At 66.0% G+C, this 14,158-nt stretch carries 14 protein-coding genes; 12 read left to right on the top strand and 2 right to left on the bottom strand.

The genetic code is table 11. The annotated features are described in order from the left end of the window. Positions 1-523: imine reductase family protein (locus tag VW23_RS22910; protein ID WP_483088802.1), on the bottom strand; the 523-nt coding region annotated here is incomplete at its 3' end. 51 nt (positions 524-574) lie between these two features. On the opposite strand from VW23_RS22910, the gene VW23_RS22905 reads away from it, so the two are divergent. The 3 genes from VW23_RS22905 to VW23_RS22895 all read left to right on the top strand — a co-directional run bounded on the left by VW23_RS22905 (position 575) and on the right by VW23_RS22895 (position 2,715). After that, positions 575-901, top strand: coding sequence for a winged helix-turn-helix transcriptional regulator (locus VW23_RS22905; protein WP_280139001.1), 327 nt, complete (start codon positions 575-577; stop codon positions 899-901). A gap of 50 nt (positions 902-951) precedes the next feature. After that, positions 952-1,839 (top strand): DMT family transporter, encoded by an 888-nt coding sequence (locus VW23_RS22900; protein WP_244513710.1) that lies wholly within the window; start codon positions 952-954, stop codon positions 1,837-1,839. Between the two features lie 117 nt (positions 1,840-1,956). Further along, on the top strand, positions 1,957-2,715 hold the full coding sequence (locus tag VW23_RS22895; protein ID WP_069911808.1) for a pyridoxine 5'-phosphate synthase: 759 nt from the start codon (positions 1,957-1,959) through the stop codon (positions 2,713-2,715). Between the two features lie 233 nt (positions 2,716-2,948). Here VW23_RS22895 and VW23_RS22890 read toward each other — a convergent pair whose 3' ends face one another. After that, positions 2,949-3,284 carry a hypothetical protein gene (locus VW23_RS22890; RefSeq protein ID WP_069911807.1) on the bottom strand — a complete coding sequence of 112 codons (336 nt, stop codon included), beginning with the start codon at positions 3,282-3,284 and terminating at the stop codon, positions 2,949-2,951. 263 nt (positions 3,285-3,547) lie between these two features. Between VW23_RS22890 and VW23_RS22885 the strand changes: the two genes are divergently transcribed. The 9 genes from VW23_RS22885 (at position 3,548) to murB (ending at position 14,006) form a co-directional block, all read left to right on the top strand. Further along, positions 3,548-3,844 carry a hypothetical protein gene (locus VW23_RS22885; RefSeq protein ID WP_069911806.1) on the top strand — a complete coding sequence of 99 codons (297 nt, stop codon included), beginning with the start codon at positions 3,548-3,550 and terminating at the stop codon, positions 3,842-3,844. A gap of 261 nt (positions 3,845-4,105) precedes the next feature. Continuing rightward, positions 4,106-4,711 (top strand): NADPH-dependent FMN reductase, encoded by a 606-nt coding sequence (locus VW23_RS22880; RefSeq protein ID WP_069911805.1) that lies wholly within the window; start codon positions 4,106-4,108, stop codon positions 4,709-4,711. A gap of 217 nt (positions 4,712-4,928) precedes the next feature. Continuing rightward, positions 4,929-6,845, top strand: coding sequence for a potassium transporter Kup (locus tag VW23_RS22875; RefSeq protein WP_069911804.1), 1,917 nt, complete (start codon positions 4,929-4,931; stop codon positions 6,843-6,845). Between the two features lie 27 nt (positions 6,846-6,872). Continuing rightward, positions 6,873-8,108 (top strand): FAD-dependent oxidoreductase, encoded by a 1,236-nt coding sequence (locus tag VW23_RS22870; protein ID WP_069911803.1) that lies wholly within the window; start codon positions 6,873-6,875, stop codon positions 8,106-8,108. Further along, positions 8,105-9,265, top strand: a complete 1,161-nt coding sequence (locus VW23_RS22865) for a saccharopine dehydrogenase NADP-binding domain-containing protein (RefSeq protein ID WP_069911802.1) — start codon at positions 8,105-8,107, stop codon at positions 9,263-9,265. Before VW23_RS22870 ends, VW23_RS22865 begins: the two co-directional genes overlap by 4 nt. Positions 9,266-9,335: 70 nt before the next feature. Then, a complete protein-coding gene (locus tag VW23_RS22860; RefSeq protein WP_069911801.1) occupies positions 9,336-10,496 on the top strand; it encodes an FtsW/RodA/SpoVE family cell cycle protein in 1,161 nt (386 codons plus the stop codon). After that, complete coding sequence (gene murG / locus VW23_RS22855) at positions 10,493-11,596, top strand: undecaprenyldiphospho-muramoylpentapeptide beta-N-acetylglucosaminyltransferase (protein WP_069911800.1); 1,104 nt, start codon at positions 10,493-10,495, stop codon at positions 11,594-11,596. The genes VW23_RS22860 and murG overlap by 4 nt, the downstream gene beginning before the upstream one ends. Beyond that, positions 11,593-13,017 carry a UDP-N-acetylmuramate--L-alanine ligase gene (gene murC / locus VW23_RS22850; RefSeq protein ID WP_069911799.1) on the top strand — a complete coding sequence of 475 codons (1,425 nt, stop codon included), beginning with the start codon at positions 11,593-11,595 and terminating at the stop codon, positions 13,015-13,017. The genes murG and murC overlap by 4 nt, the downstream gene beginning before the upstream one ends. Next, entirely contained in the window at positions 13,014-14,006 is a 993-nt protein-coding gene (gene murB / locus VW23_RS22845) for a UDP-N-acetylmuramate dehydrogenase (protein ID WP_069911798.1), read from the top strand. Before murC ends, murB begins: the two co-directional genes overlap by 4 nt. The last annotated feature ends 152 nt before the right edge of the window (positions 14,007-14,158 follow it).

Genomic DNA, 14,158 nt, shown 5'->3' with positions numbered 1-14,158 from the left:
TCAAGTGGGAATAAGCGACGGGGATCAGCTCGGCCATGCTGCCGATGTCGTGACCGCCTCGGCCGGTGGCCACCGCCTTCTGCAACAGCCGCTGCATCGGCTCGATCAAATCGGTCGAGAGCTTTCGCGCCCGGCTGGCATCGATCAGATTGATATAGGCGGCGTCCTGCATGGCGAGGTTGGAGGCGACGTTGCGGCCGTAATCGGCAGCATCGATCTGCCGCGCCATCTCGGGCAGGCTCGCTTGCATTGCCGTGAGCCAGGCTTGCGCCATCTCGACGAAGTCGGCTGCCGCAATTCCGTCGGCCCGGAGCAGCGCAGTGCCCTGCAGGTAGCCGCCGAACATGCCGTACATCGCGGTGAGCAGCGCCAGGTCGTAGAGCGCGGCGTGTCCGGGGTCGCCACCGAGGTAGCGGCTGGAGCCGAAGCTCGCCAGAACGTCGTGCGATACCGCCCGGGCCGCCGCTGAGCCGCTGGTGAGGATCAGCGTCTCCGGTCGGCCGATCATCGGCGGAATGGCCATGATGCCGCCGTCGAGGTTCCCTATGTCTGCGGGCTCGCCCCGGCGATCGATGTGATCAGCGGCAAATGGAAAGCCCTGCTGCTCTGGGCCATCGCCGAAAAACCCTGCCGCTTCGGCGAGCTGAAGCGCGCCGTTCCCGGCATCACCGAGAAGATGCTGATCCAGCACCTGCGCGAACTCGAGGCCGATGGCATCGTGCACCGCGAAGTGTTCCACGAGATTCCCCCCAAGGTGGTGTATTCAGCGACCGAACTGGGCGCTTCGCTCAACAAGGCGCTGGAGCCGCTGGGCGCCTGGGGGGATGCGCATATCACCGAGATCAGCGCGCGGCGACAGCGCAAGGCCTCGGCGATTTCGCCCGGGCCGGAAAGCATGTAGAAGGTCTGGGCCGGGAGCGATCCCGGCTTTTCTTCGAGGGGAAGTCACCAGTGTCGTTCGCATCGCACCCGTTTCGCGGGCCCTTGTTCATGGTCATCGCGACCTGTTCGTATGTGATCAACGACACGCTGATGAAGCTCGCGACCGAGGGCCTGCCGCCCTATCAGGTGCTGATGCTGCGCGGTTGCGCCGGCCTCATCTGGGGGCTGCCGCTGATGCTGGCGCTGGGCTACGGCCGGCAATTGCCGCTGGTGTTCGAGCGGCGCGTGCTGGCGCGCAACCTCGCCGAGACCGTGGCGATCCTCTGCTACGTCGTGGCGCTCGCCAACATGCCGATCGCCGATGCCTCGGCGCTGGGGCAGATCACCCCGCTGCTGGTGCTGCTCGGCGCCTCGATCCTGTTCCGCGAGCGGATCGGCGGGGTGCGCATGGCGCTGATCGGCGTCGGCTTCATCGGCGCCATCATGGTGGCGCAGCCGACCATGCAGGGGATCTCGATCTATGCGGTGCTGGCGCTGGCCAATGCCGTGCTCTGCGCGGTGCGCGATCTCGCCGGCCGGCGGGTCGCAGCCGAGGTGCCGGGGATGATCGTCGCCATGTCGGCCATCATTGTCGTCCTGCTCGGGGCAGCGGCGATGCACCTCTTGACCGAAAACTGGGTGGTGCCTCAGACGCGTCACCTGCTGCTGCTCGCCGGCGCCGGGCTGTTCCTGATCTTCGGGCACTTCTTCATCTTCATGGCCTATCGCGTCGGGCCAACCGGCGTCGTCGCGCCGTTCTACTACTTCTTCACCTTCTGGGCGGTGCTGTCGGGTCTCGTCGTGTTCGGTCAGTTCCCGAACCTCCTCGCCATCAGCGGCATAGTGCTGGTGGTGGCCGCCGGCCTCACCATCGTGGTGCTCGATGAGCGCAAGCGCCGGCTCGTGCCGGTGGCGTGATGCCGGCCCGCGCCGCGCGAGGCCATCTCCGCCGCTGATCGGGCTCATCAAAACGTTCGATTGGCCCGGTGGCATCCGATGGGGTAAGCCTCCGCCCAGTTCTGCCGAGGTCCCGCGATGACTCATCTCAGCGTCAATCTCAATGCCGTCGCCATGCTGCGCAACCGGCGCTCCGTGCCCTGGCCGAGCGTTACCGGCATTGCCCGCATCGCGCTCGATGCGGGTGCTGACGGCATCACCGTGCATCCGCGGCCCGACGAGCGGCACATCCGGCGCACCGACGTGTTTGAGCTGGTGACCCTGCTGCGCCAGGATTACCCGGGGCGTGAGTTCAACATCGAAGGCTATCCGACCGAGGATTTCCTGACCCTGGTCGAGCGCGCCGCGCCGGACCAGGTGACCCTCGTGCCCGACGATCCCCTGCAATCGACCTCCGACCACGGCTGGAACATCGAGGCCAATCGCGCCGTGCTGACCCCGGCGATCGAGCGGATGCGGCAGGCCGGCATCCGGGTGTCGCTGTTCATCAATGCCGACCCCGCGGCTCCGGCGGCGGCGGCCAATGTCGGGGCGGACCGGGTGGAGCTCTATACCGGCCCCTATGGCGGATCGCTGAAGCCGGAGTTGCAGGCCGTACATCTCGAAGCGCTGCGCGAGACTGCCGATGCGGCCCGCGCCGCCGGGCACAATGCGCGGCCGGGGCAGGGTGGTTTACTGGTCAATGCCGGGCACGACCTCAACCTCGTCAACCTGCCGCCGCTGAAGCAGGCGATCCCGGACCTCGCCGAGGTTTCGATCGGTCACGCCATCACTGCCGACGCGCTGATCTACGGCATGGCCGAGACCGTGCGGCACTACAAGATCGCCTGCGCCTGACGCGCGAGCGCTCGTGAAGTCTGGCCCCGCGAAGGCATACGCGCTAAGTTAAGGTCGTGCCGCCTGAGGCTCTGCCAATCCCCCAAACTCGGTGTCATCCCCGCGAAAGCGGGGAACTACGTTTGCGATCGTGCCGCGGGCACGAAAACAGAGGTTCCCGCTTTCGCGGGAATGACCCGGTGGGTGGGGCACGACCCTAACTTAGCGCATATGGGCGAAGGCGGGGCAGTTGGTTAGGGCCGGCCGCGGAAGGTGAAGGTGTGGCCTTCCTCGCAGAGGTTGGCGGCGTAGTAGGCATACTCCTTGCCTGCCATCGAAAGCATCCGAAGGTCGACCCAGCACTTATCGACGCCGTCCTCGAGCATGAACTGCATCTTGCCCTTCGGTTCGAGGTGCTTGCCACGCAGGCGTTCGGCGCCCCAGTCGTCCGTGGCCATTCTCCTGATGTAGAGTTCGCTGATCGTCACCTTCGAGGCGCTCTTGACCCAGAGCCGCAGCGCTGGACCGGCCATAGCAGTGGTCGTGAACAACGACATGATGGCCAGCACGGCCACAACGAACAGCTTCATCAAAATTCCCCAAAACGATGGGGCGGACACTGACCCGACTACGTGCTCTGCGCAATCGGCTCTGCCAGGCGTAGTGAATACCGCAGCCGACTGTGCGCTTTCGCACATATGTTAACGGGCAACCCGTGGTTGGCGGTCAAATCCGACTTAACTACCGCCATTGCCGCTTATTTCGCTTCAACGGTGGATGGACCAAGTTGGAGCCTTCCACGGATTGGGCGGGTTGCCATATGGCTTTGAGAGCAGTTGCATACGAGCAGGCGATGAGCGACCCGATCAACGAAGCCCTGGTGCTCTATACCGGTTTCGGCAACTCGCCGTTCCCGCGGGCCAAGACGCCGCATCTGGTGCAGCGCTTCGGTGAAGCCGAGGGCACCGAGCTCAAGCAACGCATCCTCGCCCTGCTCGAGGAGCTGCAGCAGCCAGTCGACGGGCTGGAGAAACGCTCCAAGAAGAGCCTCACCGAGCGCGCCATCGAGCAACTGCAGCCAAAACACCCCGAGCTCGACGATTCCGGGCTCAAGGCGCTCGCCTGGACCTATTCGTTCGGCCTGCGCTGATCCGTCTTCGGCTACCCATCGTTCGATAATCGCGAACGCTGCATTTCGCCTCCCGTGCGAATGAGCGGCGTTGGCCGACGCACGCCCGACCCGGGTCGCGAAACCGCCGGAACTGCTTCACTTACAACGCTGTAACCCCACGCACAGGGATGTAACCGGGGCTGGGCTGTGTGCCTTCGCTTCATCGAGGTGCCTGCTTGTGCGGCACCACCTTGGGCACTTATTTGCCGCTAGTCACATTTTGATACTGGAGTGCAGCAAATGTCCAAACCCAAGATTGCCGTGATCATCAGCTCGATCCGCCCGACCCGCTTCGGCGACAAGCCGGCCAGCTGGATCGCCGGCCACGTCGCCGCCCGCGGCGATGTCGATGTCGAGATCGTCGACCTGAAGGATTACCCGCTTCCGCTGTTCGACGCGGCCGCATCCGACTTCTGGATGCCGACGCCGAACGAGATTGCCGCCAAGTGGCAGGCCAAGCTCAACGAGTTCGACGGCTACATCGTCGTCACCGCCGAGTACAACCGCTCGATCACCGGCGCGCTGAAGAACGCCATCGACTGGGCTTACAAGCCCTTCATCAAGAAGGCCGTGGCCTTCGTGGGCTACGGTTCGGTCGGCGGCGCCCGCGCCATCGAGCACCTGCGCAACATCATGGTTGAGCTGCAGGCCGTGCCCGTTCGTCACGCTGTCCACATCGGTGGCTCGGACTTCATCCCGATCATGATGGGCCAGAAGAGCTGGGACGAGACCAAGGGCAACTTCGACTTCTTCGTGCCCGAGATGCTCGACAACCTGGTCTGGTGGACCAATGCCACCCGCAATGCCCGCCAGGCCGATGCGGCTGCCGCGGCCAAGGCCGCTTAAGGGCGACCGCCGGTAGTTTCCGGGGTTCTCCTCCTTTCGCACCCCGGTCGGGGGCGGCGCTTCCCATGGCGCCGTCCCCTTTTTCTTTGTCTTGCCCCCGCAAATCCGCATAACTGTCCATCAGCAAATGCGAACCTTAGCGGAATTTGACCGTTGAGTGCGCCGGTGGTCGGGTGTAGACAGCCGCCCACCCCATAACAGGGTGAGCGAAGGGCATATGACCCAGACCACTTCGTCCGGCGTGACGGCCGGCGCTGCGGCGACCGAACAAACCGGCCACGCCAAAGGCAGACTACCCATCCTCACCCTCGGCGCCCTTGGCGTCGTCTACGGCGATATCGGGACCAGCCCGATCTATGCCTTTCGACAAGCGATGGCCGTGCGGCCGGGGGCCGCTTCGACCGAAGCTGAAGTGCTGGGGCTGCTGTCGCTCATTGTCTGGGCGCTGACCGCTACGGTCACCATCAAGTACATTTTCTTCGTCACCCGCGCCGACAACAAGGGCGAGGGCGGCACGCTGTCGCTGATGAGTCTGGCGCGATCCGGCGTCGCGAAAGGCGGCTGGATCACCGCGCTCGGCGTGCTGGGGGCGGCGCTGTTCTTCGGCGACGCCATCATTACGCCCGCCATTTCCGTGCTTTCCGCCGTGGAAGGCGTCGAACTGATCGCTCCTCAGTTGACCAGCTGGGTGGTGCCGATGACGGTGGTCATTATCATCGGCCTGTTCGCGGTACAGAGGTTCGGCACGGCCAAAATCTCGATCGCTTTCGGACCGATCATGGGGCTGTGGTTCCTGACGCTGGGGATCTCGGGGCTGATCCATATCATCGACAAGCCCGAGGTCCTGCTGGCCCTGAACCCGGCCTACGGCATCAGCTTCCTGATCACCCACTGGAACATCGCCTTCGTGGTGATCGGCGCGATCTTCCTCGCCATCACCGGCGCCGAGGCGCTCTATGTCGACCTCGGGCACTTCGGCCGCAGGCCGATCGTCATCGCCTGGTTTGTCCTGGTGTTTCCGTGCCTGCTGCTCAACTATTTCGGGCAGGGGGCGTTCGTCCTCTATCATGGGGTAGGAGCAACGGATAACCCGTTCTTCCAGATGCATCCGGACTGGTTCCTGCTGCCTTTCGTCCTGCTGGCGACGGTCGCGACCGTTATCGCCAGCCAGGCGGTGATCACCGGCACCTATAGCCTCGCGCAGCAGGCCATCGCGCTCAACTTCCTGCCCCGCATGACGGTGCAGCACACCTCCGACACGCAATCCGGCCAGATCTACATGCCGCAGATCAATGCGATGCTGATGATCCTGGTGCTGCTGCTGGTGTTGTCGTTCGGCAGCTCGGCGGCACTCTCCAACGCTTACGGCATCGCCGTGAGCGGCGTGATGCTGGTCACCGGCGTGCTGCTTGCCGTGGTGATGTGGCGGCGCTGGAACTGGCATCCCGGCGCCGTGCTGCTGGTAATCGTGCCGTTCCTGCTGCTGGACGGGGCGTTCTTCACCGCCAACGCCTCCAAGATCCTGCAGGGCGGCTGGGTGCCGGCGGTTGCCGCTCTGGTGGTTGCGGCGCTGATGTGGGTATGGATCATGGGCCGCAAGCGGCTCAGCGAGAAGACCCGCCGCGACGAGGTGCCGCTCGAGTTCCTGGTCGAGAACCTCAGCAAGAAGAAGCCGATGACGGTGCCGGGGACGGCGGTATTCCTCACCAGCGACATCGAGGGGGCGCCAACCGCGCTTCTGCATAGCCTCAAGCACTACAAGGTGCTGCACGAAAAGAACGTCATCCTGACGGTGCTCACCTCCGACAAGCCACGCGTGCCGGACGACGAGAAGATCAGGATCGACGCCTATAATGACCTGTTCTACCGGGTGGTCGTCACCTTCGGCTACATGGAGACGCCGAACATTCCCAAGGCCCTGGCGCTGGCCCGCAAGCTCGGCTGGAAGTTCGACATCATGTCGACCTCCTTCTTCCTGTCGCGTCGTTCGCTGAAATCGTCGCCAAAGGGCGGGATGCCCTTGTTCCTCGACAAGATCTTCATCGGCCTCGCCCGCAATGCTACCGATGCCACGGAATACTTCCATATTCCTACTGGCCGTGTGGTTGAAATCGGCACGCAGGTGGTGATCTAGTCCCCTTGGTCAGCCGGGGACTAGAGACTGCTGAAATCACTTGATATTGCGATCGCGGGCGCTGGCCCGGGCGGATTGGCGACGGCCCTGCTGTTGAGCCGAGCTGGCCATCGCGTGCGGCTGTTCGAGCGCTTCGACACGCCCCGTCCGCTCGGTTCGGGCCTGATGCTGCAGCCGACCGGCCTCGCCGTGCTGGGGGCGCTCGGCCTCTACCCCGAGATCGCCGCGCTCGGCTCGCGAGTCGAGCGGCTGATCGGCACCGACGCGCAAAGTGGCCGGGTGGTGCTCGATGTGGGCTACCGGCCCCTCGGCCCGGAGGTACATGCCATCGCCGTGCATCGCGCGGCGCTGTTCAATGTGCTGCATGACGCCGTGGTGGCCGCGCGCCTGCCAATCCGCACCGGCTTCGCCATCGAGGCGCTGGAGCGCGCCGGCGGCAAGCAGTGGTTGCGCGCGCCGCAAGGGCGTGACGGCCCGTTCGACCTGGTGGTCGACGCGCTGGGGTCGGCCTCGCCGCTGAAGGTCGAGGCGAAGCTGCCGAGCCGGGCGCGCCCGCTGAGCTTCGGCGCCATTTGGGGCACGGTGCCCTGGGTCGATCAAGGCTTCCGCCGCGATGCGCTGATGCAGCGCTACCGCAAGGCCAGCGTGATGATCGGCGTGCTGCCGGTCGGCCGCCAGCGCCGCGACGGGCCGGAGCTCGCGGCCTTCTTCTGGAGCCTCAAGCCCGAGACCTTCGAGGCGCTGCAGGCCACCGGGATCGATGGCTGGCGCGACGAAGTGCTGGGGCATTGGCCGGAAACGGCGCCGCATCTCCAGGCCATCCGCGGCTTCGATGAGATGACGCTGGCGCGCTATGCCCACCATACGCTCGTGGTTCCCGCCGGCGACGGCATCGTCTTCATCGGCGACAGCGCCCACGCCACCAGCCCGCAGCTCGGGCAGGGGGCCAACATGGCGCTGCTCGATGCTGCGGCACTGACCGGCGCGCTCGCCAGGGCCGCCTCGGTTGGCGATGCCCTCGCGGAGTATGCCCGGCTGCGCCGTTGGCACGTGCGGCTCTACCAGCTGCTGTCGCTGACGCTTACCCCGTTCTACCAGTCCGATGGCGTCGTGCTGCCGGTGGTTCGCGACGTACTGGTGGCAGCCGCGGCCAAGGTGCCGCCAGCCCCTTGGGTGCTTGCTGCCATGGTCTCCGGACAGTTGCTCAACCCACTCAAAGCGTTGCAACTGGAAGCGGAATCGTTACGCGAGGTTGTGGCATGAGCCGGCCGCACATCCTCATCGTCGGTGGCGCGGGCGTCTTCGGCTCGCGTCTGGCGCGGCTCCTGGCGCGCCGCAAGGGCTTTCGCGTCAGCCTCGGGGGGCGCACCGAACGCCGGGCACAGGCGCTGCAGCGCGAACTGCGGGCGATCGACGAGCAGGGTGAGTATGGCTTCGTGCTGATCGATCGCGACCGCATCGGCGTCGAGCGGCTGAAAGAGATCGACTGCGACGTCGTCGTCGATTGCTCGGGCCCGTTCCAGCTCAGCGGCACCCAGCTGATCGAGGCGGCAATCGGCGCGCGCTGCCATTATGTCGACATCGCTGACTCCCGCAGCTTCGTTGCCGGCATCGCCAGGTTCGACAGCGCGGCGCGAGCCGTCGCCATCTCGGTGATCTCTGGCGCCAGCTCGACGCCGGGCCTGACACATGCCGTGCTCGACCAACTCACCAGCGCCTGGCTCGCCGTCGACAGCGTCGATGTGGCGATCGTCCCCGGCAACAAGACGCCCAAGGGACGCTCGGTGATCGAAGGTATTCTGAGCTGGGTCGGTCAGCCGGTGCGGGTGTTCCGCGAAGCCGGCTGGGAGCGGGGCCGCGGCTGGAGCGGCGGCCGCTCGGTCACCATCGAAGGGCTGCCTCCCCGCCGCGCCATGTTGGCCGACGTTCCCGATCTCGACCTGCTGCCGGCGCGGTTTGCGCCGCGGGTACGGGCCGGGTTCGATGCTGGGATGGAGCTGCCGGTGCTCAATTGGCTGATCGGCGTCGCGGCGGTGCCGGTGCGCTGGGGGCTGATCAAATCGGCAGGCGTATTCGCCGGGTTGGGGACGCAGATCGCACTTTGGCTGGATCGCTTCGGCACCGCCGATGGCGGCATGCTGGTCGAGGCGGCCGGGCAGGATGCACGCGGTGAGCCCCGGGTGGTGCGCTGGTGGCTGCGCGCTGCCAGCGGTGACGGCCCTTATGTGCCGGTGCTGCCGGCAGCGGCGACCATCGCGCCGCTGACCCTCCGCCGCCGGCCGCCCCGTCGCGCCCGCCCCCCCGCCCGCCCCCTCACCCCCCCGCCCCTCAAGCCCCCCCTCGCCGGCCCCGCCACCGCGTCCCACCCCGCCCATCGCCCCCCGACTCGCAAAACGCGAGTGTCGTTGCGAAGTTGGTAACCAACCGGGCGCTACAATTTGCATCTAGTTGTGCGTACGGGAGGCCGTCCCGATCAGGCGGCGTCAAAGCATGTTTTCACGCGAGCGTAAGACCCCCATCGCCGAGTGGTGGTGGACGATCGACAAGTCGCTGCTTGCCGCATTGATCCTGCTGCTGCTGGTTGGGGTGCTGCTGAGCTTTGCGGCGAGCCCGCCGGTGGCCGAGCGGTTGGGCCTCGGGCCCTGGCACTTCATCATCCGCCAGGCGATCTTCGCGGCCCTTGCCGTGCCGGTGATGGTCGCTGCTTCAATGCTGCCGCACCGGGCGGCGCGCTTTGCCGCGCTGGGGGTGCTGGTCGTATCCATCATCATGCTGTGGCTGACCTTGCGCTTCGGCGTCGAGGTCAAGGGCGCTAAGCGCTGGATTTCGATCGCCGGCAACACGGTGCAGCCATCCGAGTTCGTCAAGCCGGCCTTCGCCGTGATCGGCGCGTGGCTGTTCGCTGAGAGCATGAAGCGGCCGGGCGTGCCGGCCCGCATCATCGCCACCGGCATCATGCTGGTGATCGTCGGCGGGCTGCTGCTGCAGCCCGATATCGGGCAGACAGCGCTGGTGCTCGCCACCTGGGGCGTGCTGCTGTTCCTCTCCGGCATCTCGTGGTTCGTGATCATCGGGCTCGGCGCTGCGGGCGTTGGCCTGTTATTCGCCGCCTATATCTTCTTCCCGCACTTCGCCAAGCGCATCGACAGCTTCGTCAACCCGGAAGGCGGCAACACCTACCAGGTCGACAAGGCGCTGAGCTCGCTGCTCGAAGGTGGCTGGTTCGGGCGCGGCCCGGGCGAGTCGCTGGCCAACAAGGTGATCCCCGACGCCCATGCCGACTACGTGTTCTCGGCCGCGGCGGGCGAGTTCGGCATCCTGTTCTGCCTGTTCCTCGTGGCGCTGGTCGGCTTCATCGTGATCAAGGCGCTGATCGGGGCGCAGCAGCAGTCGAGCCTGTTCTCGCGCCTCGCTGCCTCGACCATCGCGATCCAGTTTGGGCTGCAGTGCGCGATCAACCTCGCGGTCAATCTCAGCCTGATCCCGCCCAAGGGCATGACCCTGCCATTCGTCTCCTATGGCGGCACTTCGATGCTCGCCATCGCCTTCGCCATGGGGCTGATGCTGGCGCTGACCCGCAAGAAGCCGGAAGAGCGTCTCGCGACCGGGCTTCCCGTTTATCGCAGCGGAGTGCTATCCCCCGCCGAATGAGCAGATTCGTCCTTATGGCCGGCGGTACGGGAGGCCATCTCTTCCCGGCAATGGCGTTGGCGCAGGAACTGCGCCGGCGTGGTCACGATATCCAGTTGATGACCGATCACCGCGTCGCCTCCTATGGCGACGGCTTTCCCGCCAGCGCCACGCATATCGTGCCGTCGGCGACGCCCTCGGTCAGCAACCCGATCAAGTTCGTCACTGCCGGCTTCAAGATCCTTGGCGGTATCGGCGTCGCCCATGGCGCGCTTGGGCGGGTGAAGCCCGACGCGGTGATCGGCTTCGGCGGCTATCCGGTGTTCCCGCCCTTCGTCGCGGCGAGCCTGCGCGGTATTCCGGGGATCCTGCACGAACAGAACGCGGTGATGGGGCGGGCAAATCGAGCCCTCGCCAAAATGGCCAGGCTGATCGCGCTGAGCTTTGCGCGCACCCTCAAGGCCGAGGCCTTTGCCGAGAAATCGGTGCTGGTCGGCAACCCGGTGCGCGACCGCGTCCGCAACGTCGCCAAGGTACCATATCCCGATCTCGATGCCGGCGGCTCGATCCGGCTGCTGGTGTTCGGCGGCAGCCAGGGCGCCCGCGTGTTCGCCGATCTGGTGCCGCCGGCCATTGCCGAGCTGCCTCAGGAGATCCGTTCGCGGCTGCGCGTCGTGCAGCAGTGCCGGGCCGAGGATCTCGACCGGGTCGCCGAGACCTATCGGCAGGCCAAGGTCAATGTCGAGCTCGCCTCGTTCTTCGATGACCTGCCGGAGCGCATGGCCGCGTCGCACCTCGTCGTGTCGCGCTCGGGCGCCTCGACCATTGCCGAACTCACCGCCATCGGCCGGCCGGCCATCCTGGTGCCGCTGCCCGGTGCTATCGATGCCGACCAGAAGAACAATGCGCTGGTGATGGAGGCCGCCGGTGGTGGCTGGATCGCCGAGCAAGCCACGCTTACGCCACTATCGCTTGGCACTCGCTTGGCATCACTTCTGGGTGACCGGGATGTGCTGCAGCGAGCCGCAGCCGCGGCCAGATTGCTGGGCCAGCCCGACGCCGTCACCAAGCTCGCCGACGCGGCAGAACGCCTCGCGGCCAAGGGGAACAAACCACAATGAAGATGCCGCGCAACATCGGACCGGTGCACTTCGTCGGCATCGGCGGCATCGGCATGAGCGGCATCGCCGAGATCCTGCACAACCAGGGCTATAAGGTCCGCGGCTCGGACAGCGCCGAGAACCCCAACGTGCAGCGGCTCAGGAAGATGGGCATCGAAGTGGAGATCGGCCAGAGCGCCGACAACCTCAAGGATGCGGCCGTCGTCGTCATCTCCTCGGCGATCAAGAAGGGCAACCCGGAACTCGCCGCCGCCCGGGCCCGTGGCCTGCCGGTGGTGCGCCGCGCCGAAATGCTGGCCGAGATCATGCGGTTCAAGAACGCCATCGCCATCGGCGGCACGCATGGCAAGACCACCACCACGACACTGGTGGCGACGCTGCTCGATGCGGCGAACTACGACCCCACCGTGATCAATGGCGGCATCATCAATGCCTATGGCACCAATGCCCGCCTCGGCGACGGCGAGTGGATGGTGGTCGAGGCGGACGAATCCGACGGCACTTTCGTCAAGCTGCCGGCCGACGTCGCCATCGTCACCAATGTCGATCCCGAGCACCTCGACTATTACGGGGACTTCGACAAGGTGAAGCAGGCCTTCATCAACTTCGTCGAGAACGTGCCCTTCTACGGCTTCGCCGTGATGTGTCTCGATCACCCCGAAGTGCAGGCGCTGGTCGGGCAGATCCGCGACCGCCGCGTCATCACCTATGGCCGCAACCCGCAGGCCGATGTACGGCTGGTCGATCTCGAGAACCATGACGGGGTGCAGCATTTCTCGGTCGAGATCCGCGACCGTATCCGCATGACGCATTTGCGGATCGACGGACTCGAGCTGCCAATGCCGGGCGAGCACAATGCGCTCAACGCCACGGCAGCGATTGCCGTCGCCGACCAGCTGAAAGTGCCGGCCGAGGCGATCCGCAAGGGGCTGAAGAACTTCTCCGGGGTGAAGCGGCGCTTCACCAAGACCGGCACGGTCGGCGGCATCACCATCATCGACGATTACGGCCACCACCCGGTCGAAATCAGTGCGGTGCTGAAGGCGGCGCGGCAATCGGCCCGGCGCGATGTCATTGCCGTGGTGCAGCCGCACCGCTATTCGCGCGTCCACGACCTGTTCAACGAGTTCGCCACCTGCTTCAACGATGCCGATACGGTGATCGTCGCGCCGATCTATGCGGCCGGTGAGACGCCGATCGATGGCGTCACGCATGAAGAGCTGGTGGCCCGCATCCGGGCCCGCGGGCATCGCGATGCGCGGGTCATCGACCGGCCGGAGGCCCTAGCGCCGCTGATCGCCTCGCGCGCCGCGGAAGGCGATTATGTCGTGCTGCTCGGCGCCGGTAACATCACGCAGTGGGCGGCCTCGCTGCCCGCCGAACTTGGCGCCCTGATCGGTAAGGAGCCTGAGCTCACATGAACGTCCATCTCCCCCAGTGGCCTGACCTGCTTCCGACGCTTGGCAGCTGGACCGCGGAGATCCGCGGCCAGCTGATCCCGAACCAGCCGCTCGACGAGATGACGACGCTGAGGGTAGGGGGGCCGGCGCAGCTGTTCTTCCGCCCGGTCGATGAAGACGACCTGGCGTTCTTCCTCAAGCACCTGCCGGCGGAAATCCGCGTTACCGTGGTCGGGCTCGGCTCGAACCTGCTGATCCGCGATGGCGGGCTCGACGGCGTGGTGATCCGCCTGCCGGCCAAGGGCTTTGGCGCCATCGATATCCTCGATGGCCACCGGGTGCGGGCCGGTGCTGCGGTGCCCGACGTGAAGGTCGCGACCGCCTCGGCCGAGGCCGGCATCGATGGGCTGTGGTTCTATCGCGGCATCCCCGGCGGCATCGGCGGAGCGCTCTACATGAATGCCGGCTGCTACGGCACCGAGACGCGCAACCGCATGGTCGAGCTGCGTGCCGTGACCCGGCAGGGCGAGATCATCACGCTCACCAACGAGCAGATGGGCTACCTCTACCGTAAGTCGAACGGCCCGCGCGGCGCGGTGTTCACTTCGGCCACCTACCAGGGCTTTGCCGGCGATCCGGAAAAGATCCTCACCGAGATGCGCACCGTCACCGAGCGGCGTGAAAGCACGCAACCAACCCGCGCCAAGACCGCCGGCTCGACCTTCAAGAACCCCGAGGGGCATTCGAGCTGGAAGGTGATCGACGAGGCCGGCGGCCGCGGTTTCACCTTCGGCCGGGCGCAGATGAGCGAGATGCACTCCAACTTCCTCATCAATATGGGCGAAGCCGACGCGTTCGAGGTCGAGACCGTCGGCGAGTCGATCCGCCAGAAGGTGCGCGACAAGCACGGCATCGAGCTCAAGTGGGAAGTTCGCCGCATGGGCCATTTCGTGCCCGGCCGCGAAGTGCGTGAGTTCATGGACGGCGCGCCGTTCACGGGAGCGGTGTAGTGCCGACTGCAGCAGACGGCCCCCTCCCATCCTCCCCCACAACGGGGGAGGTGCCGCATCGTGCCGTTGGCACCATCTCGCCAAGCGCTCGACCCTTCACCTCCCCCTTCACGGGGGGCGCCGGGAGGGGGCCGTCTCGGCTTCAACCTGAC

Origin of the sequence: Devosia insulae DS-56 (assembly GCF_000970465.2) — a bacterium.
Classification (GTDB): domain Bacteria; phylum Pseudomonadota; class Alphaproteobacteria; order Rhizobiales; family Devosiaceae; genus Devosia_A; species Devosia_A insulae.
The sequence above is the reverse complement of the archived record's forward strand: the minus strand, read 5'-3'. Positions and strand labels throughout refer to the sequence as shown.

Excerpts from the sequence above, each read along its gene's own strand:
- VW23_RS22895 (WP_069911808.1), top strand. The coding sequence starts at position 1,957 with ATGACTCATCTCAGCGTCAATCTCAATGCCGTCGCCATGCTGCGCAAC.
- murG (WP_069911800.1), top strand. The coding sequence starts at position 10,493 with ATGAGCAGATTCGTCCTTATGGCCGGCGGTACGGGAGGCCATCTCTTC.
- VW23_RS22865 (WP_069911802.1), top strand. The coding sequence starts at position 8,105 with ATGAGCCGGCCGCACATCCTCATCGTCGGTGGCGCGGGCGTCTTCGGC.
- murC (WP_069911799.1), top strand. The coding sequence starts at position 11,593 with ATGAAGATGCCGCGCAACATCGGACCGGTGCACTTCGTCGGCATCGGC.
- VW23_RS22875 (WP_069911804.1), top strand. The coding sequence starts at position 4,929 with ATGACCCAGACCACTTCGTCCGGCGTGACGGCCGGCGCTGCGGCGACC.
- VW23_RS22860 (WP_069911801.1), top strand. The coding sequence starts at position 9,336 with ATGTTTTCACGCGAGCGTAAGACCCCCATCGCCGAGTGGTGGTGGACG.
- VW23_RS22885 (WP_069911806.1), top strand. The coding sequence starts at position 3,548 with ATGAGCGACCCGATCAACGAAGCCCTGGTGCTCTATACCGGTTTCGGC.
- VW23_RS22880 (WP_069911805.1), top strand. The coding sequence starts at position 4,106 with ATGTCCAAACCCAAGATTGCCGTGATCATCAGCTCGATCCGCCCGACC.
- murB (WP_069911798.1), top strand. The coding sequence starts at position 13,014 with ATGAACGTCCATCTCCCCCAGTGGCCTGACCTGCTTCCGACGCTTGGC.
- VW23_RS22890 (WP_069911807.1), bottom strand. The coding sequence starts at position 3,284 with ATGAAGCTGTTCGTTGTGGCCGTGCTGGCCATCATGTCGTTGTTCACG.